The sequence below is a fragment of the Moraxella caviae genome (assembly GCF_002014985.1).
Classification (GTDB): domain Bacteria; phylum Pseudomonadota; class Gammaproteobacteria; order Pseudomonadales; family Moraxellaceae; genus Moraxella; species Moraxella caviae.
On sequence record NZ_MUXU01000034.1, the window covers coordinates 72,166 to 96,058 of the forward strand.

17 protein-coding genes are annotated in these 23,893 nt (G+C 47.7%); 8 read left to right on the forward strand and 9 right to left on the reverse strand.

Translation table 11 applies throughout. The annotated features are described in order from the left end of the window. Nucleotides 1-101: 101 nt before the first annotated feature. Complete coding sequence (locus B0181_RS05320) at nt 102-1,442, forward strand: MFS transporter (RefSeq protein ID WP_078276474.1); 1,341 nt, start codon at nt 102-104, stop codon at nt 1,440-1,442. Between the two features lie 209 nt (nt 1,443-1,651). On the opposite strand, the gene B0181_RS05325 is transcribed toward B0181_RS05320, so the two are convergent. The 3 genes from B0181_RS05325 to B0181_RS05335 form a co-directional block, all read right to left on the reverse strand. Beyond that, complete coding sequence (locus tag B0181_RS05325) at nt 1,652-4,405, reverse strand: LysM peptidoglycan-binding domain-containing protein (protein ID WP_078276475.1); 2,754 nt, start codon at nt 4,403-4,405, stop codon at nt 1,652-1,654. A gap of 469 nt (nt 4,406-4,874) precedes the next feature. Next, complete coding sequence (locus B0181_RS05330) at nt 4,875-5,468, reverse strand: hypothetical protein (protein ID WP_133141507.1); 594 nt, start codon at nt 5,466-5,468, stop codon at nt 4,875-4,877. 376 nt (nt 5,469-5,844) lie between these two features. After that, nucleotides 5,845-7,053 (reverse strand): CNNM domain-containing protein, encoded by a 1,209-nt coding sequence (locus B0181_RS05335; protein WP_346221995.1) that lies wholly within the window; start codon nt 7,051-7,053, stop codon nt 5,845-5,847. Between the two features lie 327 nt (nt 7,054-7,380). Here B0181_RS05335 and yajC point away from each other — a divergent pair, with 327 nt between their 5' ends. The 7 genes from yajC to accC all read left to right on the forward strand — a co-directional run bounded on the left by yajC (nt 7,381) and on the right by accC (nt 15,094). Then, the gene (gene yajC / locus B0181_RS05340; RefSeq protein ID WP_078276519.1) at nt 7,381-7,707 is read left to right on the forward strand and encodes a preprotein translocase subunit YajC; all 327 of its coding nucleotides are present in this window, start codon (nt 7,381-7,383) and stop codon (nt 7,705-7,707) included. Between the two features lie 126 nt (nt 7,708-7,833). Then, a complete protein-coding gene (secD, locus tag B0181_RS05345; RefSeq protein WP_078276476.1) occupies nt 7,834-9,711 on the forward strand; it encodes a protein translocase subunit SecD in 1,878 nt (625 codons plus the stop codon). 8 nt (nt 9,712-9,719) lie between these two features. Then, complete coding sequence (gene secF, locus B0181_RS05350) at nt 9,720-10,874, forward strand: protein translocase subunit SecF (protein WP_078276477.1); 1,155 nt, start codon at nt 9,720-9,722, stop codon at nt 10,872-10,874. Nucleotides 10,875-11,064: 190 nt separating this feature from the next. Further along, entirely contained in the window at nt 11,065-11,976 is a 912-nt protein-coding gene (locus B0181_RS05355) for a DMT family transporter (protein WP_078276478.1), read from the forward strand. Nucleotides 11,977-12,148: 172 nt separating this feature from the next. Next, entirely contained in the window at nt 12,149-12,802 is a 654-nt protein-coding gene (locus B0181_RS05360) for an LOG family protein (protein WP_078276479.1), read from the forward strand. A 496-nt stretch (nt 12,803-13,298) separates the two neighbouring features. Next, a complete protein-coding gene (gene accB, locus B0181_RS05365; protein WP_078276480.1) occupies nt 13,299-13,727 on the forward strand; it encodes an acetyl-CoA carboxylase biotin carboxyl carrier protein in 429 nt (142 codons plus the stop codon). Between the two features lie 11 nt (nt 13,728-13,738). Beyond that, the gene (gene accC / locus B0181_RS05370) at nt 13,739-15,094 is read left to right on the forward strand and encodes an acetyl-CoA carboxylase biotin carboxylase subunit (protein WP_078276481.1); all 1,356 of its coding nucleotides are present in this window, start codon (nt 13,739-13,741) and stop codon (nt 15,092-15,094) included. A 101-nt stretch (nt 15,095-15,195) separates the two neighbouring features. Here accC and B0181_RS12075 read toward each other — a convergent pair whose 3' ends face one another. The 6 genes from B0181_RS12075 to B0181_RS05395 form a co-directional block, all read right to left on the reverse strand. Then, the gene (locus tag B0181_RS12075) at nt 15,196-15,366 is read right to left on the reverse strand and encodes a hypothetical protein (RefSeq protein ID WP_158078936.1); all 171 of its coding nucleotides are present in this window, start codon (nt 15,364-15,366) and stop codon (nt 15,196-15,198) included. Nucleotides 15,367-15,714: 348 nt separating this feature from the next. Beyond that, nucleotides 15,715-16,596, reverse strand: a complete 882-nt coding sequence (locus tag B0181_RS05375) for a LysR family transcriptional regulator (protein WP_078276482.1) — start codon at nt 16,594-16,596, stop codon at nt 15,715-15,717. Nucleotides 16,597-17,137: 541 nt separating this feature from the next. Continuing rightward, a complete protein-coding gene (dnaX, locus tag B0181_RS05380) occupies nt 17,138-19,504 on the reverse strand; it encodes a DNA polymerase III subunit gamma/tau (protein ID WP_371829205.1) in 2,367 nt (788 codons plus the stop codon). A 159-nt stretch (nt 19,505-19,663) separates the two neighbouring features. Further along, entirely contained in the window at nt 19,664-21,169 is a 1,506-nt protein-coding gene (gene lysS, locus B0181_RS05385) for a lysine--tRNA ligase (RefSeq protein ID WP_078276483.1), read from the reverse strand. A gap of 103 nt (nt 21,170-21,272) precedes the next feature. Next, the gene (prfA, locus tag B0181_RS05390; protein ID WP_078276484.1) at nt 21,273-22,349 is read right to left on the reverse strand and encodes a peptide chain release factor 1; all 1,077 of its coding nucleotides are present in this window, start codon (nt 22,347-22,349) and stop codon (nt 21,273-21,275) included. Nucleotides 22,350-22,579: 230 nt separating this feature from the next. After that, nucleotides 22,580-23,725: a beta-ketoacyl-ACP synthase III gene (locus tag B0181_RS05395; protein WP_078276485.1), complete on the reverse strand. Its 1,146-nt coding sequence runs from the start codon at nt 23,723-23,725 to the stop codon at nt 22,580-22,582. Between the last annotated feature and the right edge of the window lie 168 nt (nt 23,726-23,893).

The window sequence follows — 23,893 nt, forward strand, 5'->3', positions numbered from 1 at the left end:
CGCAGACATACTCTCTGCTGTGTAAAAAATATTAGTATTTTTGTAAAAACTGTTATACAATTTATGCTTAACGTGTATAAATTTTGCCTTGCTAATACATCATGCCAAATGTAGAACGCCTTTTAAGCCCACAACATTTACAGCTCATCTTATTGATTGGGCTGTGTGCTGGCGTGGTGTTTTTTGATTTTGCAGTGTTTATCTATTTGACAGACGCGCTTTCAGCCGCTTTTTTCAAAACTGCCGACACCGCCGCCACTTATAACGCCCAATTATTCGGTTTATTTGCCGCAGGATACATCGCACGTCCTGTGGGTGGCGTGCTGTTTGGGCGCTTAGGCGATTCCAAGGGCAGACGCACCGCACTCACCCAAAGCCTGCTCATCGCCACGATTTGTACTTTCATCATCGCCATTTTGCCAAACCACACCCAAATCGGCATTCTTGCGCCCATTTTGCTTGTGGTGGCACGCCTTGGTCAAGGCGTAGCGTTGGGCGGTGTCATGCCAGCGGCGTGGGTTTTTATTTGCGAACATTTACCCATCAAAAACATCGGTTTTGGTTGCAGCGTTGTCAGTGCAATGTGCGTGCTTTCGTTGCTGATTTTGGCAGGCGTGGCAAGCAGTCTGAATGACTCGCTCAGCTTTGTGCAAATGACCAGCTGGGGCTGGCGTGTGCTATTTTTGATTGGTGGCATTATTAGCTTGGTGGCATATTTTTTGGCGCGCCAAACCAAAGAAACCCCCATTTTTCGCACCCAAAATGACGCAGATTTTCAAAACAACTCAGCACAAATGGGCGTCATCAATCTAAACGACAGCAGACGCTCCACACACGAAAAACGCTACGCCATGTTCTCGCAGCGTTTGGGTTTGGGCATAACTTTTGCATTTTTGCTGTCTTGGGTGATGGCAAGTCTTTTTATGTTTATTCCGATTTTGCTTGCGCCTTTGATTGATGCCAATTTCATCTTGTCAGGCACGATTGTGCGCTTTGGCAGCTTGATTAGCATGCTGTTTATGGTCATCAGCGCGGTAATCTTTGGGTATTTGGTAGACAGATTTAATGCAGGACGCATTTTGGTGTTTGGCGGTTTGTTTTTGATTTTACAATCCGTGCTGTTTTTCTATCAGCTGCGTGCCGACAGCGAATTGATGCTCATATTTTTCGCCCTACTTGGCTGTGCTGGTGGCATGGTGGGCGCGCTGCCGTCCGTGATGGTGCGCCTATTTCCCACTCGGTTTCGCATGACAGGCTTAGGCATTGCATATAACAGCGCTTATGCCATCGTTGGCGGTGTACTGCCCTTTGCGCTTGGATTTGCCACGTTTCATTTTTCATTCACCCCTGCACTGTATTTGGCATGCGTTGGGCTGTTGTGTGTATTTGTGAGTTTTTATATTTATTATATGCCGCGCACCGCCCATGATTTGAAACGATAGCTCTCCATTTCAAGCATGATGATTGGCAAGACAGCCAATTTGTCATCTTAAATTTTAACTTTTAAAGTGTGAACGGCTGGTAATTAAATCCATCAAATTTTTAAAGCCGACTTCAAGTCCTGTTTTCAGTCGCTCCAGTTTCCAGCTGCTTATACCTGCCAAACAAAAAGCACCCAACTTAGGGTGCTTTTTTAAATTCGTGCGCTTGGTTATTTGTTTGGCACGGTCAATTTTTGCCCAATCACCAAATTGGCATTGGCGTCCAAATTGTTCATTTTGGCAAGTTCAGCCGCGCTGATGCCATAGCGGCGTGCCAAAGAAATCAAGCCATCGCCAGATTTCACCGTGTAAGCCGTGGTCAATTTTGGCACTTTGATGGTTTGCCCACGCAGCAAGCCTGCATTTGCCGCCAAGTTATTTATCGCTGCCAAATCTGCCACCGACACACCAAATTTATTGGCAAGCGCCGTCAAATTATCACCTGCTTGCACGGTGTAATTTTCAGTGTCTTTAAAGGTCGTACCACGAGCTGGCTGGGCGGTTGTATTATTTGCACTACTTGTGGTGCGTGAAGTAGTCGCACTTGCCGAACTGCTGCTGGTGCGGTTTGTTGTCGTGCCTGCTGCAGGAATGGTCAGCGTTGTGCCAAGCAGCAAGTTTGACGTACGCGTCAGATTATTCGCCGCCGCCAGCTCATCAATGCTAATGCCGTGTTTGGCTGCCACACCAGTCAGACTGTCGCCTGCTTGTACGGCGTATTTGGTCGGCTGGTTGTTCAGCTTTCTTGTTACCGCAGCTTGGCTGGCTGGCACTTTGATGGTTTGCCCTGCGATGAGTGGCGAGTTGGCATTAAAATCGTTTAACGCTGCGATGTCGGCATTGCTCACGCCCAAGCGATTGGCAAGCCCTGTCAAGGTATCGCCAGCTTTTACGGTGTAATTTGACGTGTTGGCAGCGGTTTTGGTGCTTGTGGTTGCCGTGCTTGTGCGTGCAGGCGTGGTGCTAGACGTGCGTGCAGGCGCAGGCGTACCGCTCAGTTTTAGCGTTTGCCCAATCAGCACGCCATCAGTTACCGACAAGCCATTCAATGCCGCAAGCTGTGCCACCGTCATGTCGTATTTTTTAGAAATAGAAGTCAAGCTCTCACCAGATTGCACACGGTGCGTGGTTGGTTTGGCAGGCTGACGATTGCTTGCGCTTGACGAGCTAGTGTTAGTCGTGCTTGCAGTCGTGGTGCTTGGCGTGCTGGCTGGTTTTACTTTACCTGCCACAAGCCATAATTTTTGCCCACGCTGAACGTGCGATGTGGTGGTGAGATTATTATAGCTGGCAAGCTGACTGATACTCAAGCCGTGCGCCGCCGCAATGCCTGTCAGCGTATCGCCAGATTTGACCGTGTAGCTCTCAGCACGCGGTGCTGGCTGTGGGCGGCTGGTGTTTGTATTAGTTGATGCTGGCTGTACTGGCGCAGGCGTTGGCATGGTTTGCACTGGCGTAGGCGAACTTGCAATGTTAGCCGTACTTGGCGCAGAGTAGCTCAGCGATTTGGTTTGTCCACGCGCATCTAAAACCGACTGGGCGGTTTGTACAGCGTCTAGTTCAATATTGCCATCAATCGGACTGACCGCCTGCACCACTTCTGGCGTGTTGGCTTGAATTTGTGCAGCGATAAAATCACGCTCTTCGGTAGAAAGCGGCGGCTCTTGGACGATGGTATTATTTGGGGTAACTTGCGCAATGGTCGTTGGCAAGGTGTTTGCCGCAATCAATTCTTGCTGTGAATTGCTGTTTGTCTGTGCGCCTGTATTTGGCAAGACATATTGCGTGGTTTGTGCTGGCGCAGTTGCTGCATAGCCGCCACCATAGCCATAACCCGACAATGCCGACAAGCGCGCGTCCACGCTAGCGTCTAGACTGTCTGGAATGACGATACGATTTGGGCCTGCTGCGTCCACCGTAAAGTTAATCAGCGCAGGGTTTAGCAGGCGCAGCTCGTCCACGTTTACGCCAGTTACGCTTGCCACATCATAAAGACTCACGCCATAATTGACAGGCACGGTTCTAAAGTGCGTGTGGTTGGCGATGGCAGGCAAATGCACGCCATAGCTGGAAGGCTGCTGCACGATTTGCGCCACCGCTAGAAAACGTGGCACATAGTTCATGGTTTCGGTTGGCAGTTTTAGCGACCAATAATCGGTTGGCAAGCCTGCCGCTTCATTGGCTCTGATGGCGCGAGACACACGCCCCGGGCCTGCATTGTATGCCGCCAAAGCATGCTCCCAGCTGCCAAATTGATTGTACAAGCTGGTCAAGAAATCATAAGCGGCGCGCGTGGATTCAATCACATCACGGCGACCATCATAGCTTGAGCTTTGGTTTAATCCATAAATGCGCCCTGTGCTTGGGATAAACTGCCAAAGACCAGCTGCCGCAGCGTTACTTGTTGCCGATGGGTCGTACGAGCTTTCAATGATTGGCAAAAGCGCAAGCTCAGTAGGAATACCACGGCGCTCCGCTTCGGTAACGGTGTGGTGCAAATAACGAGATGCACGCGCCGTCAAGCGATCTAGATAGCTTTGGCGGCTATAAAACCATGATTTTTGCGCTTCAATGCGTGCGTTATAGGTGTCGCCCATGCGATAACCACGGCGGATACGATCCCACAAATCACCATAACGCTGCACGGTGAGCGCATCGCCTTCCACCATCGACATATCTGTTGCGGTCAAAAGATCTTCCATCGCGTCCAGCGTTTCTTGATCTAAAACGCCAGAATAACTCACCGAAGTGCTTTGAGCAACGGTGCGCTGCGGTGTTTGCGTGGTGCTGGTTGCTGCGGTGTTTGTGCCAGTGCTGCTACACGCCGCCAAAAGACACGCTGACACAGCGATGGACAGCGGCTTTAGAAGGCGGTTTTTTGGTGCAGTTGGGTTGGGTTGGGTGGTGTGCGATGAGTCAAACATGAGCAACAACGTCCTAAATTTAAGTTTTAATTGTAAAGATTAAATGCCAAGATTGGCAAGATTCGTAAGTGGCAAAACTTGCTTATAAATAAAATGCGTTTGCCAGCCGAGCTGCGATGACGGTTTTTAATTTATGACAATGTTTTTGCCGATAACAACTTTGCAATCGTTTTATCGTCTTTTAAATTTTATTGCCTTTTAAAAACTACCAAAAACCTTTTAAGCCAAATCAGCACGGCAAATTAAGGCAATGCTAACACAGAGCTTGTAAGAACAAAAGCCTAATGCCCTATTCAGCCCTAGAAAAATCCAAGAAAAATGTTACAAAACGTACAATAAAAAGAAACGCCCACTTTAGGCGAATCTTTGTGATGTTTTGATACTAAAGCGCACAATCTGGCAAACTTTGCGCAAAATTATCTATGCGCTCACTGTCATTTTGCCGTCAAAGCGTGCGCTTTGTTTGTGGTTAATTCACCGAAACTTGCGTAACCGAGCGCAAAATCACCGCACTGCCGCTCATTTCCGACAAAGTGGCGCGTGATGATGTGGTGATACGCACAGGTCTGCCGTTTTCTGTCCACGTCTCTGTGGTGGTGATTTGCACACGGGCTTGATCGCCTGTGATGACGGCATTGCTCACCTGAATGTCGTAGCGGTAATTTTTCGCCTTTGCCCAGCCCTTTTGTAGCAGCTGCAAATAGCCGTTTTTATCAAGGCTTGTGCTTTTATTGCCACGAGACAGCGAGATGATGGCTTCATCCGAAATCAGCTCAGCCACTTTGCCGATGTTTTGGCTGTTGGCGGCGTTTTTCATGGCGGCAGCAAAGCCCTGCACGGACGCTTCACTCATCGCATACGCAGGCACACTTACCAAAAGACTTGCCGAAGCCAGCGTCATTAAGCCCACGCCCAGCCAGCGCGGCTTACGCAAGCTGCTCAGTACAAGCCCTGCCGCACCCAATTTTAAGGCGTGGTTTTTTAAGGTGGATTTGACCGCTGTCAGCTTAGCGTTTGGCGCAGCACTTGAAGCGGTATTTGGTTTTTTAATCAGTTTCATCATAATATTTGAGTGGTTGCCAATTTTTAAGCGGCTAAAATTTAAACGATTGCAAATTTAAGCACTTGAAAACTTGACATAAAATAAGCAAAAATTTGGCATGGCGTTTGGCAAATCACTTGAATAAACCAAGACTTTACAACAAAACTTCATGCCTTATCGCTGTGTAAATTTATCAGTCGCAAAAAGCACATCACAAGACACACAACAAGACATCACAAGACACACAACAAGACTTGGTAGCACAATAACAGATTTATGCTAAGCAACCATCGCTAAATGTAGGCAAAATGTAACAAAATATTAAATTTTGGCAAATTAAGTGGAGTTTGCGTATAACTTGGCGAAGTTTGCGCCTTATTTCATAACAAATACCACATCAAGACTGCGCATTTGGCGCATCTGCCACGTCATCGTCTTGTTCTAATTTTGCGCCCAAGCGCGTCATGCGTCTGTCCATCAGCTGTCTTGCCAAAGTCTGCATATCGTCCACACGGTCAAATTCGTCCACGATTTCCAGTCCCAAAAGCGTCTCTAGCACGTCTTCTAGGCTGACAAGTCCCTTGACTTCGCCAAATTCGCCCACCGCCAGCGCAATATGCACACGCTCTTTGAGCATCAAATCCAGCAAATCAAACAGCTTCATTTTAGCAAAAACAAAGGTAATATCCCGCTTAAATTTATGGATTGGCGTGTGGATTTCTTGGTTGGCTTTGGCGATGAGTAGGTCTGATTTAAGCACAAAACCTGTGGCATTGTCCAAATCTTCATCAAAAATCGGAAAGCGTGAAAACGGCAATTTTGGGTGATTGGCAAACACTTCACCTACCGTCATTTTCTCATCAAACGCTGCAACCACCGAACGCGGAGAGACGATGTCTTCTACGTTAATCATGCTAAGCGCCAGTGAATTTTTAATAATGCGTGTTTCAAGCTCGCTCATCTGCCCTGAGCTTTCGCCTGCATTGGCAAGTGCGATGAACTCATGGCGATTAAAGCTGTTTTCGGTATTACCCTTCGTCAAAAGGCGTGAAATTTTCTCGGCAAACCACACAATCGGCAGCAATACAATGTTAATCGCCTTGACAAAATACGCCACAGGCAAGGCAAATTTACGCCAATAAGTCGTACCCAGCGTTTTTGGAATGATTTCTGTACCAATCAAAATGGCAATCGTCATCACCGCACTAAACACACCAAACCACGCACTGCCAAACACCACTGCCGCCTGCGCACCTGCACCCAAAGAACCCAGCGTGTGCGCCACGGTGTTTAGCGTCAAGATGGACGAGATGGATTTTTCAATGTTATTCACCTTGACATCTTCAAGCATGGCGGCGGTTTTTGGGTCGTCTTCTTTGATGGTGTCAATGTAGCTTGGCGTCATGGTCAAAAGCGTAGCTTCAGACACCGAACACACAAAAGACGCAATCAGCGACAAAGAAATATAAAAAACCAGCAAAATGACGTTAGTGCTTGTTGCCGTACCAGTATTGGCAAAGGCAAGCATCGGCACAGCAAGCAAAATACCTGCAATCAAAAGATTTTTGGCGGTGTGATGAGTAGAATTAAGAAAAGATGATGACAAACGCGGTCGGGGACGGGACATATAAATAGAAAAATAACCAAAATTAGCTGCCATATTAAGACAAAATGCGCCCAACTGCAAGTAAAGAAATGTTGTGTTGCGTGAAAAATTGACAAATTGGCGTAAAATTGGCGGATTGACGGTAAAATCTGCGCAAATTGCTGAAAATGTGGTATGATATGCGTTATTTTGCCAAGATGTTTTGCTGGTGGCATGGCAATTTTCATTTTCATATAAAGCGCACGCACTGCAAAACACTTACATACTTTTTTAATTTTCACATTTTTCATTGGCTATTTTGGTCATTTATTACGGAGTTTTATCATGTTGGAGCTTATCATTCCTGCCGCTCACGCAGCCAGCGGCGCATCACAGCCATCTTTGCTGGGTCAGCTTTTGATTCCTGTGGCGTTTTTTGCGATTTTTTATTTTCTTATCATTCGCCCACAATCAAAACGCAACAAACAGCACAAAGCCATGGTAGACAGCTTAGCTGCTGGCAATGAAGTGGTGTTTGCTGGCGGTTTGATGGGTAAGATTGAAAAGATTGATGGCGACTACGCTGTCATCGCGCTAAACAGCACCAATAAAATCAAAGTTCAGCGTGCCAGCGTAATCAGCGTATTGCCAGCTGGTACGATTGACAACATCTAACCCTTTTGCGTCCACTCATCATGATGGACACACACCATTCCCCCAAGCGTATCCAACTGGGTAACGCTTGGTTTTGTGTTTTTATGCTTGGCGTTTGCTAAGCATTCGTTACCATAAGATACCCCTATGCACTACCCTGCTTGGAAATACATACTTATCGTCGTGGTGCTTGTCGTGTCTGGCTTATACGCCCTGCCAAATCTGTACCCAGACGAACCTGCGGTACAAATCACAGGCGCAAGCGCAGGCACTGAGCTTACCGAAGACGTACTTACTCGGTCTGAAACTCTGCTAGAAAAAGCAGGGCTTTCGTATCATGGCGGCAGCTTTGCCGATAACAGCGCCCTAGTGCGCCTAAGCAATGCCGAAGATCAGCTAAAAGCCCAAGAAGTATTGCGCCGCGAGCTTGGCGAACAATACGTCGTGGCACTAAACCTAGCCCAAACCACCCCGCAATGGCTAAGAGACATTGGCGCAAAACCGATGAAACTTGGTCTGGACTTGCGTGGCGGTGTGCGCTTTGTGCTTGAAGTGGACATGGCAAAAGCCCTAGAGCAACGCCTTGGCACCGCAAGCCAAGACGCTCGCCGTGCGCTGCGTGCTGAGCAGATTGCCGTAAAAAGCCTGCGCACCACCGAAAGCGGCATGATGCTGATTTTTAACAACCAAGACGCTCGCAATCGCGCCCAAAACGTACTACAAAACGCCATGGGCATGGATTTTAGTTTGCGTCCACTGGCAGCACAAGAAGGCGCAGCGCTTGAGCTGACGTATACCGAAGCCAAACTTGCCGAAATCAACGAATACGCCGTTGGACAAAACTTGACCACCTTGCGTAACCGTATCAGCGAACTTGGCGTGGCAGAAGCCTTGGTGCAATCACAAGGCGCAAACCGCATTGTTGTGGAATTGCCGGGCGTACAAGACACCGCCGAAGCCAAGCGTGTTCTTGGGCGCACCGCAAACCTAGAATTTCGTATGGTGAGCGACAATGCCGACACCTTCACAGGCGGCATCGCACCTGCTGGCAGCGAAGCCTTTCCTTTTGGCACGCTTGACGGCCCACAAATTCTACTAAATCGCCAAGCCATCGTAACGGGCGAAAAAGTGCAAGGCGCACAAGCTGGCGTGGACGAAAATGGCCGCCCGCAAGTATCCATCACGCTTGATACATCTGGCGGCCGCCTAATGCAAAACGCCACGCGTACTGCGGTTGGTAAACAAATGGCGGTGCTGTTCATTGAAAATAAGCAGCGTGTGAGCTATGAAGAAGACCCAGCCACAGGCGAGCTGACCGAAGTGCGTACGCCTTATACCGAAACACGCGTGATTAACCGCGCCACCATTCAAGCGGTGCTAGGCTCACAATTTCAAATCACGGGGCTTGACAGTGAAGCTGAAGCCAGCGAACTTGCGTTGCTTTTGCGTTCTGGCGCACTTGCCGCTCCGATGTACTTTGTAGAAGAGCGCACCATCGGCCCATCGCTTGGTCAAGAAAACATTGACAAAGGCCTATTCTCAACGCAAGTGGGCTATCTTTTGGTGTTCTTGTGGATGATTGTGTTTTATCGTGTGTTTGGCTTGATTGCCAACATCGCCCTAGCACTAAACGTCATCATCATGACCGCCATCATGTCAATCATCGGCTCGTCTTTGACCTTGCCGGGCATTGCAGGTATCGTACTGACCATCGGTATGGCAGTGGACGCAAACGTGCTGATTTTTGAGCGTATCCGTGAAGAGCTTGCCAATGGCGCGCGTGCCAAATCGGCGATTGTGGCAGGTTTTGACCGTGCCTTTAGCTCGATTTTTGACGCAAACATCACTACCTTACTGGTGGCGTTTATCCTATTTGCCATCGGCACAGGCCCAATCAAAGGCTTTGCAGTTACCTTGGCAATCGGTATTGTTACATCGCTATTCACCGCGATTGTTGTTACTCGTGCGCTGATTCAGCTTTGGTACGGAAATCGCAAAAATCTCACCAAACTTAGTATCGGTTAGGAGTTGCTATGACAGAACATAATTCAAATGACGCTCGCACTCATGCCGATGGCACGCCGTTAAGTGAGCGTGAGCTGCGCCGCCGCAAAGGCCCGCGCCGTGATGGTAAAGGCAGTAATGCCCAAGCCAACGAAGCGGCTTTGGCAGACAGCGACATCATCGCCCAAAGTGATGAAGCTACCGAAAAAGAAGGTGGCGTGAAGCTGATTGCCAATCAGCGCATCATTCCATTCATGAGCTTTGCCAAGCCGATGATGGGCATTTCTATTGCACTTATCTTAGCGGGCATCATCGCTTTTGTGGTAAATGGGCTAAACTTGGGGCTTGATTTTACTGGCGGTGTGTCAGCGGACGTGCGCTATGAATCGCCTGTGGAGCAAACCCAAGTGGTGTCTGCGCTGGCAGAAGATGGCTTTACGGACGCTGTGGTGCAGTATCTTGGCACACGCCAAGAGCTTTTGGTGCGCTTGCCGCCACAAGACCGAGACGCTGAGACGCTGGCGCAAAGCCTAAGTGAATCTTTGGATTTGCCAAACAACCCTGCCAACGTGGACAACATCAACATCATCGGCTCGCAAGTGGGTAACGAAATTTACCTAAATTCTTTGCTGGCGTTGTCGGTGGCACTTGGTATGATGATGCTGTACATCGGTCTGCGTTTTCAGTTCAAACTGGCTCTAGGCGGCGTATTGGCGCTGTTTCATGACGTGGTTGTCGTGGTGGGTATGTTTGCCATTTTTGGCTGGCCGTTTGACTTGACGGTGCTAGCAGCCGTGCTGGCGTTGATTGGTTATTCTATCAACGACACCATCGTTGTTTATGACCGTATCCGTGAAAACTTTCGCCGTGTGCGTGGTTTATCGCCTGTGCAAGTCATCAACCTTTCACAAACCGAAACGCTGCGCCGTACTTTTATGACGGTGGGTACGGTGTTTGTGGTGGTGGTCGCCATGATGTTCCTAGGCGGTGATGGTCTGTACTGGTTCTCGGTAGCGCTGTTTATTGGTTTGATTGCAGGGACGTACTCGTCTGTGTACATCGCCAGTGTCGTGCCGCTGTGGCTGGGATTATCGCGCGATGATTTCGTGGTGAAAATCAAGCCAGAATTTGAAGAAGAAGTCGTGGTTTTTGCCGACCCAGAGTTACAAAACGCCAAAGACTGATTTTTCAATTCAACGCAAACACAAACAAGCTCAAAATCATTTTTGGGCTTGTTTTTTTATGAATAAAAGAAAACCATCTTGGCAAAATTTACATTTTTGTGGCGTATTCCCTAGCCCAATACTTGTAAATCTGTTATGCTTACGTCTTTATCTCAATTCATTTTGAAATTAGCCACCGATTGCGCTTGCCATGAAATTTTTTCACCGCCTGCCCGCCACCACTCAAGGCTATCCGCTCATCGTTTTTACCATGTGCGTTTGGGGCAGTTTTAGCTTACTGTCTCGCCTAAATGTGCGCTGGCAAATCGCTGCGTGGGACGTGATTGCCATGCGTTTTGCCATCGCTGCCTTGGTGCTGCTGCCTGTGCTATGCTACCAAAAACAGTGGCGATTTTTGTTCAGTTATAAGGCGGTGGTGCTGGCGTTGGTCGGTGGCGTGGGTTACAGCTGTCTTGTATACAGTGCGTTTTTGCTTGCGCCTGTGGTGCATGGCGCGGTGTTTTTAAATGGCATGATTCCTGTAGCAACCGCCCTTTTATCGGCGCTATTTTTTCGGCAAAAACCAGACACCAACACCAAAATCGCCCTATACATCATCATCGCCACACTCATTGCCATGCTGATGATGATTGCTTTTGGTGCTGGCGGCAGTTTTGGTTTGGGTGATGCGATTTTTGCGTTCAGTGCGTTTTGTTGGGCGGCATTTGGCTTGTTGCTGCGTGCTTGGCAATTTAGCGCATGGCAAACAATGTGCTGCACGGCGATTTGGTCGGCGGCGCTGTATTTGCCGGTGTATTTTGGCGTGATTGGCTTTTCATCGCCCAATGCCAGCCTTGCCCACCTTGCTTTTCAAGGATTTTTTCACAGCATCGTGGTGATGATTATTGCCACCATCACTTACGCCTTGGCAGTGGCAAGACTTGGCGCATTTTTCGCTGGCGGACTGGCTTCACTTGCGCCTTTTATTGCCGCCATTTTAGCTGTGCCGCTCTTGGGCGAGCCGCTTAGTGGCGTCATGCTGCTTGGGCTGATTGGCATGGGACTTGGTACGGTGCAGCCTTGGCGCTGGCTTAAAGGCGTGGGCGCAAAATTTGGCAAATAACGCACTGATTCGATTTGGCTTTATCGGCTTAATCTACCAACAAACCCAAATTCATTGCAAGCATAAAGCACAGACAATTTCTTTTCTTTGTAGATACCATCTTTAAAAGTAACAAATTCATCAAAAATCACCCTAAAAACACACCACAAACACTCACAAATAAGGAAAACACATGAACGCACAAAACCCAAACACCCTAAAAAGCATCGCCGTCTATTGCGGTTCAAACTTAGGCGCGCGCCCAGAATATCACAAAGCCGCCCAACAAATGGGACAAGCCCTAGCACAGCGTGATATGCGCTTGGTTTATGGTGGCGGCAATATCGGGCTGATGGGTACAGTTGCTGACACCGTGCTTGAGCAAGGCGGTGAAGTGGTGGGCGTGATTCCTACGTTTTTGGTAGAAAAAGAAGTGGCACATCAAGGACTTAGCGAGCTGATTGAAACTACAGACATGGCAACACGCAAATACAAAATGATTGAGCTTGCGGACGGTTTTATCGCTTTGGCAGGCGGTCTTGGCACTTTTGAAGAGCTGTACGAAGTGCTGTCGCTTGCCCAGCTGCGCCTGCACGCCAAGCCCATCGGTGTGCTGAACACCCACGGATTTTTTGACCCTGTCATCGCCACGCTGCAAAAGGCGGCGGACGAAGGCTTTATGCCGCACGCCAATTTATCGCTTTTGTGCGTGTCTGACGACCCTGATGAGCTGCTTGAGATGATGGCGAATTATCGCTTCATTGACGCACCCAAATGGACACGCCCAACGTGGCTTGATACATCGCCAGAAAAAGCCTTGCACCACACGCCAAAATCGCAGCTTTAATTAAGCGCCAAACTTTTGTTCGCTCTATTTTCCACCCACCCAACAAATCCGCACCGCTCAATGTTCGGTTGGGCGGTTTTTTAGCGCGGTTTTGCTGATTTTTTACATGAATTTTAGGCAGATTTTGAGTAGTTTTTGGCAGCTTTTGCACAAAATTTCCGCAATTTTGGCATGAATTTGCGTAAAATTGAGCAATTTTCGTGAAAATTTGTAAAATTTGTCAAAAAATTACTTGCAATAAAATAAAACGAATGTACACTATAAGCATTAAAATTTTGCCCAACAATTATTCAGTAAACGACCTAAAATTGCCAGCCGTGTCAAAATTTATCCTGAAATTTAGCACGGATACAATTTAAAGATTTGGTTTGTTGCAAAAATTTGTTACAATATGCAAAAGATGTACGCCCATCGTATCACTGATGGTGTTGGCATATTTGCACAAGCCAAGCTGGGCAATTCATCAAACTAAACTTAATCAACAAAAGGTGATGGCATGGACATCAAAAAAATTCGTGAACTTATTGACCTAATGGAAGAAAAAGACCTCGTAAATTTAGAATACGGGCATGACGACAATTACGTCAATCTGACACGCAATGTCGCTGTACAGACCATCGCTGCGCCTGCTGCCGTTGCTGCCGCGCCAGTTGCTGCTGCCAGTGCGCCTGCCGCTGCTAAGCCAAGCGGCAAGGTGGAGACATCGCCAATGGTGGGCGTGTTTTATTCTGCGCCAAGTCCAAATGATCCGCCATTTGTTAAAGTTGGTCAAAAAGTGCAAGCAGGCGATCAGCTGGGCATCATTGAAGCGATGAAAATCATGAATCCACTAGAAGCCACTCAAAGCGGCATCATTGAAGAAATCCTAGTTAATAATGCTGACGTGGTACAATTTGGACAGCCTGTGATTCGTTATAAAGCCTGATAGGATTTGCCATGATTAAAAAGCTACTGATCGCCAACCGTGGCGAGATTGCCTTGCGCATCGTGCGTGCGTGTAAGCAGCTGGGCATTTCCACGGTGGGTGTGTACTCTACCGCTGACAAAGACCTAATGCATTTGCGTTTTGTAGATGAAGCGGTGTGCATTGGCAATGCGCCATCCAGCCAAAGCTATTTGGACGTGAATAAAATCCTTGCCGCTGCCGAAGTAACGGGCGCAGACGCCATCCACCCCGGTTATGGGTTTTTGTCCGAAAATGCCGATTTTGCTGAAAAAGTAGAAGAAGCGGGCTTGACTTTTGTTGGGCCGCACGCTGACCACATTCGCCTGATGGGCAATAAAGTTTCGGCAATTAACGCCATGAAAAAAGCAGGCGTACCAACCGTTCCGGGTTCTGTAGGCGCAATCACCCTGCACAATGCCGAAGAACAAGCCAAACAAATCGGCTTTCCGCTGATTGTCAAGGCGGCAGCTGGCGGTGGCGGTCGTGGTATGCGTGTGGTAGAACGCTTTGAAGAGCTGATCAACCAAGTGCAAGCCGCCAAAGCCGAAGCCGAAAGCGCCTTTGGTGATGACACTGTGTACATGGAGCGTTTTTTGAAAAATCCACGCCATGTGGAAGTGCAAGTCCTAGGCGATGGCAACGGCAATGCACTGCATTTGTTTGATCGTGATTGCTCATTACAACGCCGCCATCAAAAAGTGCTGGAAGAAGCACCTGCTCCCGGCATTCCAGACGACATTCGCCAGCCGATTTTGGATGCGTGCGTGCGTGCGTGTGAACAAATCAAATATCGTGGCGCAGGGACGTTTGAGTTTTTATACGAAGACGGTCAGTTTTTCTTTATTGAGATGAACACGCGTGTGCAGGTGGAACACCCTGTTACCGAGATGATTACTGGCATTGACATCGTGGTGGAGCAGCTAAAAATCGCCGCTGGCTATGGGCTAAGCTACCATCAAGACGAAATCACCATTCGTGGACACGCCATCGAATGCCGTATCAATGCTGAAGATCCTAAGACTTTCATGCCTTGTCCGGGTCGCATTGATAATCTATTCACACCGAGCGGCTGTGGCGTGCGTTTTGATTCGCATTTGTATCAAGGCTACACCATTCCAAGCTATTATGATTCGCTGATTGGCAAGCTGATTTGTCATGCGCAAACACGCCGCCAAGCGGTCGCTAAGACGCTGAACGCATTGGACGAGCTGGTGATTGAAGGCATTAAGACCAACATTCCGCTGCACCGTGATGTGATTTTACAAGATGAAGCCTTTGTCAATGAAGCACAAAACATTCATTATCTTGAAGAACATTTACTTTCTGGCAATGGTAAAAAACACTGATTTTGTGATTTAATTGCGGTAAAAATAAGACGCTCAAGTGGCGTCTTATTTTTGCGTTTAAAACTTTGTTTTGCGCTGATTTTATGCACTAAAATACACAGTTAAAGACTTGCCGTGTCGCACACCGATTGGACGTGCGTGCGCCAATACTCCAAAGAATGCCAAGCACGTCTGCGCCTTGCCAAGCGCGCTCTGATGCGTCTGGTTTTACGGTGAAAATTATAGCGATGATTGCGCTTATTTAGCCTTGTGCGTGTTCTTTTGCGTATCATTTTATCTCCCAATCCAGCCTTTCAATCAGCCCTAACCAAGCCTTAACCAATCTCGGTCGGTGAAATTACACCACTGTCGATTTGCGCTGCTGCCCATTTGCCCTACTGTCGCCAATCTACTGCGCCTTGCCCATCTTAAAACCCTTCTTATAACAAATCCAATTATACACACTTTTTATGGCAATACACAAATCTTGGTGCGTGAATTTACTCTGCAGCGCATTTATTTTGTCTGGCTATTATCTGCTCAGCTATTACCCCGCTTGACTGCTTGCCCTGCCATATAAGTAAAACAGATAAATAAAAAAGCCCTGCACTGGGCAAGGCTTTTTATGTACTGGCAATTCATCAAACTTTAAAATACTCACGCAATACTTCAATGCACTTTTGCGCCTTGACTGGCAGCTGCTCTTTGGTGGCAGTAACCACAGACAACACCAAAGGATTTAGCTCATAATCAGTCAGCACAGGCACCAATTTACCTGCTTGCACAAGCTCTTTTGCGTCCAATTCATTGGCTTTTACCACGCCATGACCTGCCACCGCAAGCGCCAGCGCAATGTCAGGGTCGTTACTCATCAAGCGAGATTGCACACGCATAGAGTGCTGCTTTTCATCGCCTTTTTTAAATTCAAGGCTTTCGTTGTGCTTATCGCCGCAAATGATGATGGTTTGATCTGCCAAATCTTTTGGCGAAGTGATTGCGCCATGCACCTTCAGATAACTTGGCGCAGCAAGCCAAACTTGCTTCACTTTGGTCAACTCAATGCCGTTTGGCTGTGGCTCTTCGTCCAAAATCAGTGCCACATCAATGCGATCTTCAATCAAATCCAGACTGTCGCCACGAGAAATCACGTTCAAAGACAGATTCTCATGCTCAGCAATCCAGCTTGCAAGCGCAGGCAGTAAATACGTTTTGGCAAGGTTTGGCGATGTTGCCACACGCAAGCTGCCAGACACTTCATCTTTTAATTGGCTTACGCTGTCGCGTCCTCTCTCAGCAGCCTTCACAATTTCTAATGCTTCATTATACAGGCTTTCACCTGCTTCGCTTAGGCTTAATTTTCGCGTTGAGCGGTGCAGTAGTGCCACGCCCAAATCGCTTTCAAGTGAGCGGATTTGCTGACTGACTGCGCTGGTCGTAATACCAAGTTCCTTTGCTGCACCACTGAACGAACCTTGTTTGACCACGCTGGCAAATACCGCCATGCCCCGTAAATTTTCTAACATATTCCACCTCAAGTTTTGAACCCCGCCATCGGCTGACGGCAGGCGTTGCGAATTTTGACAACGTGCAAGGTGTGAACGGTGCACGCAAAACAACTAAAACGCAAACATGGCTCAAAATTCGGTAAAAACCTTGCGTTACCCACAACTGTGGCACTGTTGGTTTTATCACTGTCTTTTATTTTTAACAAACCATCTTTTAATAATAGCCAACAGTCTTATAATTTTTCTTTTACTTTATAATAACCAATCTCTATCAATAATACAAGCACAAACGTAAATGAAATTGTATCATTTGGTAAGATTTTATTTTGGACAAGTGTCCAGTCTTGACGCATTCGTCAAACACAGCACGCCCTACCCATCTAATAATCAATTATTACAAAAGGATTAGAATTGTACAAATTTTATACCAATCAAGTGCCAAAGCCATATTTTTAGCACAAGTGTTCTATTTTTGTAATTTTTAACCTGCTAAAAGCTAGATGTGTCAAGGTTTTTAGAAATGACTGATTGGTCATTTTTATTTTTGGTTTAGATTTTATTAATCCAAAAGCAGCTTTGCGCCTGCTAAAATCGGCTGACCATCGTCCACAATAAAACCTTGCTGCCATAAACTCATCGCCACAGGACTGTTAGTCAGCTGGCTTTGCACGTCCATCATCACCTGCGCACGGCGCGCAAGTTGGCGCTGCTTTGGCGTATCGTCCACATTTTGCAAAAGCGGCAAGTCATCACTCAGGCGCATATTGGTAAATTGTTCGGTGATTTTTTGCTTAAAAGTCGCAAAACTTGCGTGAACCTGCGCATTATGCTCGCCCACATACAGCGTACTGTCGCCTTCAATCTCGCCCACCATCTGACTTGCCGACAGTAGCGCCAGTTCATCATTGCTCAAAACCCCTGCTTGGCGCGCGCCAGACAGCCAATAATCCCACTTATCCTGCGTCCAATCGCCTGACAGCTCAGCGGGCGGCGCTTTTAGTCGTTCGCGCATTTGTGCCTTGGAATAAACGGTAGGCAAGTTGTGCGTCTGCTCGTCTTGGGTTTGTGTATAAGTTGGTTCGTTGATTCGTTCGTTGGCTGGTTCGCTATTTAGCTCGTTGCTTGGTGCGCTCGTTGATGCGTGATTAAACTCGCCATCAATCGTTGGCTCACTGCTTGATAAATTTGCCGTATTAAAATCACCGTTTGGCAAAGCTTTATCTGACTGCGTTTCGCCTAGCAAAGCTTCATCATCAGCGTTCACTTTCGATAAATCATCACTCACCACTGGCAAATTTTCATCATTCACCGACAGCTTATCAACTGCGTGCGCCGTGTGTGAATACAAAGCGTCATCACTTGGCGAATGCTTCAACTCGTTATGCTCAGTTTGCAAGGTTTGCCCTGCCGTATCATCGGCAAGATTGGCGTTGTTATCGGCTGGCGTGTGCGTTAAGTTGGCGTGCGTCAGATTATCCGTATTTTCAAGTTCATCGCTCTCATCGCTGGGCGGTAAATTGTCAAGTTGGGAGTTGTCAGCTAGCGGTTGATTAGCTGGCGGATTATCAGTTTGCGCATAATCAGTTGGCAAATCATCAGCTTGCAAATCGTCAGTTGGCAAATGATTGGCTGGCAAATCATTTAAATGCAGCTCATCGGACAGCAACTCATCAGCATTTGCCAAATCCACACCATCAGAATTGATAGAATTTTCCGCTGGTGCAATCTGCAGTGAAGTGTCAGCCGCTAAATTGTCTGCAGGCGTATCATTAGGCGGATTTGACGGATTGGGCGCTGCATTGGCAATCTTATCAGCAGGCGCAACACCCACCGCCAAAGGACGAAACGCCAGCAGACGCAAAATCCCCATTTCCAGCGCCTGCATGGGCGTGGTCGCAAGGCGCACACCATCACGCGCTCTGATGGCGATGTCATAATACAGCTGCAGCACGTCAGCAGGAATGCTCGCCGCCAGCTCATAAAACGCCTGCTTTTGCGCATCGTTCATATCAAGCGGCACATCAGGCAAAACTTGCACCAACGCCATCTGGTGTAGACTGTCCACCAAACGATCAAAAATCGCGCTGGCGTCCACCATCTGTGTACGCAGCCGTGCAATGTGCGCCGCCACTTGCGTGCGTCTGTCGGCAAAAATATCACCAATCAACGCCAGCACATCAAGACTATCCACCAAGCCCAGCATATTTGCCACAGTGTCATCTTGGAGCGCGCCGCCACCAAAGGCGATGGCTTGGTCGGTCAAAGACAGCGCATCACGCACCGAACCTTTAGCGGACTGCGCCAGCTGCCAAAGCGCGCCATCGCTAAATGCGATGTTTTCAGCGGTCAAAATCTTTTGCAAATGCTCATGCAACAGACTTTGCGACAAAGGACGCAGTACAAACTGCAAACAGCGCGAAATGATGGTGATGGGCAGTTTTTGTGGGTCGGTGGTTGCTAGGATAAACTTAACGTGCGCTGGCGGCTCTTCCAAGGTTTTTAACAGCGCATTAAACGAGTGCGTAGACAGCATATGCACTTCGTCAATCAAATACACCTTGTAGCGTCCTTGCGTGGGTGCGTACGGCACGTTTTCCAGCAAATCTCTGGTGTCTTCCACCTTGGTGCGACTTGCCGCATCAATCTCAATCAAATCAATAAAACGCCCTTCATCAATGCTCACGCACGAATCGCACACACCACAAGGCTTGCTGGTGATACCTGTGTCGCAATTTAGACATTTTGCCAAAATCCGCGCGATTGTCGTCTTGCCCACGCCGCGCGTGCCTGTAAACAAATAAGCGTGGTGCAAGCGGTTGGTGTCAATCGCATTGGCAAGTGCCGCCGAAACGTGCGTCTGCCCAAGCAGCTGGGCAAAGTTTTTTGGGCGGTATTTGCGAGCAAGTACTTGATATTGAGACATAATTTCAATCTTTAAAGCGGTGTCGTCATTGGCTTTTGTGATAGCACTGGGAATTTTAATTTCACTTGCCAACACAAAAGAACAAAAAGGCTGAACCACACGCCAGCCCTTTTGCTAAATCCATTCAAGCCATCGCCACTACGGTCTGATGGCGCAAATAAATCAGTCCTTACGGCGCATATGCGGGAACAAAATCACATCACGAATGGATGCGCTGTCCGACAGCAGCATGACTAGGCGGTCAATGCCAATGCCTGTGCCAGCGGTTGGCGGCAAGCCATATTCCAACGCTTCAATGAAGTCTGCGTCAAAGTGCATGGCCTCGTCATCGCCTGCGTCTTTTTCGGCAACTTGCTGGCGAAAACGCTCGGCTTGGTCAATCGGATCATTCAGCTCACTAAAGCCGTTTGCCATCTCACGTCCGCCAATGAACAGCTCAAAGCGGTCAGTGATTTCTGGATTTTCATCATTGCGGCGTGCCAGCGGTGAAGTTTCTGCTGGGTATTCGGTGATGAAAGTTGGCTGGCGCAATTTATGCTCGGCAGTTTCTTCAAAAATGATGGTTTGCAATTTGCCCACACCAAAAATATCTTTAACTTCCTGATGCAGCACATTTTTGACATAATCCGCCAAATAATCACGGTCGGCAATCTTCGCCATATCAAAGTTTTCAGCGTACATTTCAATGGCTTTGGTCATCGGCACGCGGGCAAACGGCGCTTTTAGGCTGATGCTTTCGCCTTGATAGCTCAGCTCAGTTGTACCAAGAATGTCCGTGGCAAGCTCATTAAACAGACGCTCGGTCAAGTCCATCAAGTCTTTATAATCGGCATACGCTTGATAAAACTCAATCATGGTAAATTCTGGGTTGTGGCGTGCTGACACCCCTTCATTACGGAAGCTGCGGTTAATCTCAAACACACGCTCAAAACCGCCCACCACCAAGCGTTTTAGATACAATTCAGGCGCAATACGCAAATACAGCTCCATATCCAGCGCGTTGTGGTGCGTGATGAACGGACGTGCCACCGCACCGCCCGGAATTGGGTGCATCATCGGCGTTTCCACTTCCATAAAACGCTCATTCAGCATGAACTTGCGAATGCCTGCAATCACTTGGCTGCGAATGGTGAACGTGCGGCGCGACTCTTCGTTCATGATCAAATCCACATGGCGATTACGATAGCGCGCTTCAGTGTCGGCAAGTCCATGGAATTTGTCAGGCAATGGACGCAAAGACTTCGTCAAAAGCTCAAAGTCTTCAATGTGCACATACAAATCACCCTTGCCACTGCGTCCGATGTAGCCATTTACCGCCACGATGTCGCCAAGATCCAGCGATTTGATGGTGTCTAGCGTCTCGCTCGGCAAGTTTTTACGATCCACATACAGCTGAATGCGCCCTGTCATGTCTTGAATGACGATGAACGAACCACGGTTTAGCATGACACGACCAGCCACGCTCACTTGCACTTTTTCACCCGCTTCAATCTCAGCTTTGCTTTGATTTTCAAAGGTTTTTTGCAAATCGCCACAATAATTTTTTGGGCGGAACGTATTTGGGTACGGGTTTTTGCCGCTGTCTTTGATGGCTTGCAGCTTTTCTAGTCGCTGCGTGATGAGCTGGTTTTCGTCTTGAGCAGTTTGTGCTTGGGTTTGGTCGGTCATAAGAGTTCTCAATGTTTTGCTGTTTTGTTTACTGTTTTGATACGATTTAATTTAAATACTAAAATTTAACGCCAAAATCTGCTGCTAAATCTTGCGCCATCAATCATTCTGCGCTGCTTGCCATCAAATCCGCTTGATGTTCACGCAAAAGACTGTCTAATAGCTCGGTCAAATCGCCTTCCATAATCGCATCTAGCTTGTACAAAGTCAAGTTGATACGATGGTCGGTCATGCGCCCTTGTGGGAAATTATAAGTGCGAATGCGCTCACTGCGATCGCCACTACCCACCAAATTACGGCGCATATCGCTGGTGGCGCTGATTTGCGCTTCTACTTTTGCCTGCTGAATGCGTGCAACCAGCATTTTCATGGCTTTTTCGCGGTTGGCGTGCTGACTGCGCTCTTGCTGACATTCGGCAACCACGCCCGTAGGAATGTGAGTGATGCGCACCGCTGAATCTGTGGTATTGACGTGCTGCCCGCCTGCACCGCTTGAGCGGTAAGTGTCAATGCGCAAATCGGCAGGGTTAATCTCCACCGTATCGTCAATTTCCACTTCTGGCATGACCGCCACCGTACACGCAGACGTATGCACACGCCCTTGCGACTCGGTGGCTGGCACACGCTGCACTCGGTGCGCACCGCTTTCAAATTTTAGTCTGCCATACACATCTGTACCCGACACACGGCTGATGATTTCTTTGTAGCCGCCATGCTCGCCTTCGCTGGCAGACAGCACTTCCACTTGCCAGCCTTGAGATTGGGCGTATTTTTGGTACATACGGAACAAATCACCGCTAAAAATCGCCGCTTCATCGCCACCTGTGCCAGCTCGAATTTCCAAAAAGGCTGGTACTTTATCGTTCGGGTCTTTTGGCAGCATGAGTACGTTTAGCGTCTCACCAAGCTCATCAATTTTCGCCTTTGCCGCTTCAATCTCTTCTGCCGCCATCTCTTTCATGTCAGGGTCGGATAGCAGCTCTTCGGCAGTTGCCAAATCTTCTTCGGCTTGTAAAAATGCCTGCCAAGCGCTCACCACTTCCGACAAATCACGATGCTCCACCGACAAAGCACGAAACGCCTTATTATCGGCAATCGTATCAGGGTCAGAAAGCAAGGCGGTTACTTCTTCAAAGCGATCCACCATTTGATCAAGGCGAGTGCGTAGGCTGTCTTTCATAGTAAGGCTTAGCGTAGTCTGATTATCTAAAAACACTCTATTATAGCAAAATTTTTACTAAAATGTGAAACCTGCGTAGGATTTTTTAGTAAAACCGATTTTTGTTAAAACCGTCTTTTATTAAAACCAGTTTTTGGCAAAATGACTTTTTATTAAAAAACAAAAACCAAACCCCAATAAGGATTTGGTTTTGAGTTTGTCAGCAGTTTTGTCAAAGCAGTTTTGTCAAATCATACTTTTTTGACAATCACTGAGCCAATGGAATAACCTGCGCCAAATGAGCAAATCACCGCCAAATCGCCAGATTCAATGCCGTCTTGTTTTAAGTGAAAAGCGATGATTGGGCTGGCTGAGCTGGTGTTGCCAAACTCATCAATCACAATCGGCGCGATGGATTTGTCCGCGTCTTTGCCCATCACCGTGCGCAAAATCAAATCAATCATGTTAATGTTGGCTTGGTGTAACCACAGTTTTTTGACGTTTTTAGTGTCAATGTTATTTTCTGCCAAATGCGTGCTGATGATTTCAGACACTTTCGGGCAAACTTCACGGAATACTTTGCGCCCTTCTTGTAAGAACAGCTTGTCAGTTACTGGCTCTTGCAAGTCTGGATACATACCAGAATTTGCCGCCAAAAACTCACTGCGATCCATAAAGCCAAACTCATTTTTGATATTGGTGCTAAATTGCGTCCACAGCTTGCTGTCTAGGATTTCATAGCCTTTTGGCGTGTCCAGCTCTTCAATGATGGTCGCTGTTGCCACATCACCAAAGATGAAATGGCTGTCTCGGTTGCGCCAGTTTAGGTGCGCTGAGGTGATTTCTACGTTCACCACAGCAATGCGCTTGCCAAGTCCTGCCTTAATGCTGCCCACCGCGCCTGCAATGCCGAAAGTCGCCGCACTGCACGCCACGTTTGTGTCATAAGCAAAGCCGTGCGTCATGCCGATGGCGTGCTGAATTTCAATGGCGATGGCAGGATACACACGCTGAAAATTTGAACACGCACAAATAATGCCGTCCAAATCGTCCGCTTTTAGCCCTGCATTATCCAGCGTCTTTTGTAATGCGTCCACGCCCATCTCTGCCATGATAGACAGCTCTTCGCCCAATTTACGCGCAGGGAAAATTGGCGCCATGATTTTTGGGTCTAAAATACCTTTTTTATCAATCACATAGCGTGATTTAATGCCTGACGCTTTTTCAATAAATTCTGCACTAGAATGTTGCAGCGCAACCTTCTCACCGCTTTCAATGGCGGCGGCATTTTCGGCATTATAATTATCCACATAAGTATTAAAAGCAGCCACCAGCTCTTCGTTGGTGATTTTGTCTTTTGGGGTGTGTAGCCCTGTGGCGGTGATATAAATAGCCATAATTCGTCCTATGTTGTCAGTTTGTGCAAATGTTCACGGCTTACTCGTCTCTTGCTTGATTAAGCCAAAGCCAAATCGCACAACTTTTTGCCAAATTCTTTTCAAAGTTTCTTTTCAAATCAAAGTTACTTTGTAAAATTTGTTTACATTTGTGCTTAGTTTAGCACA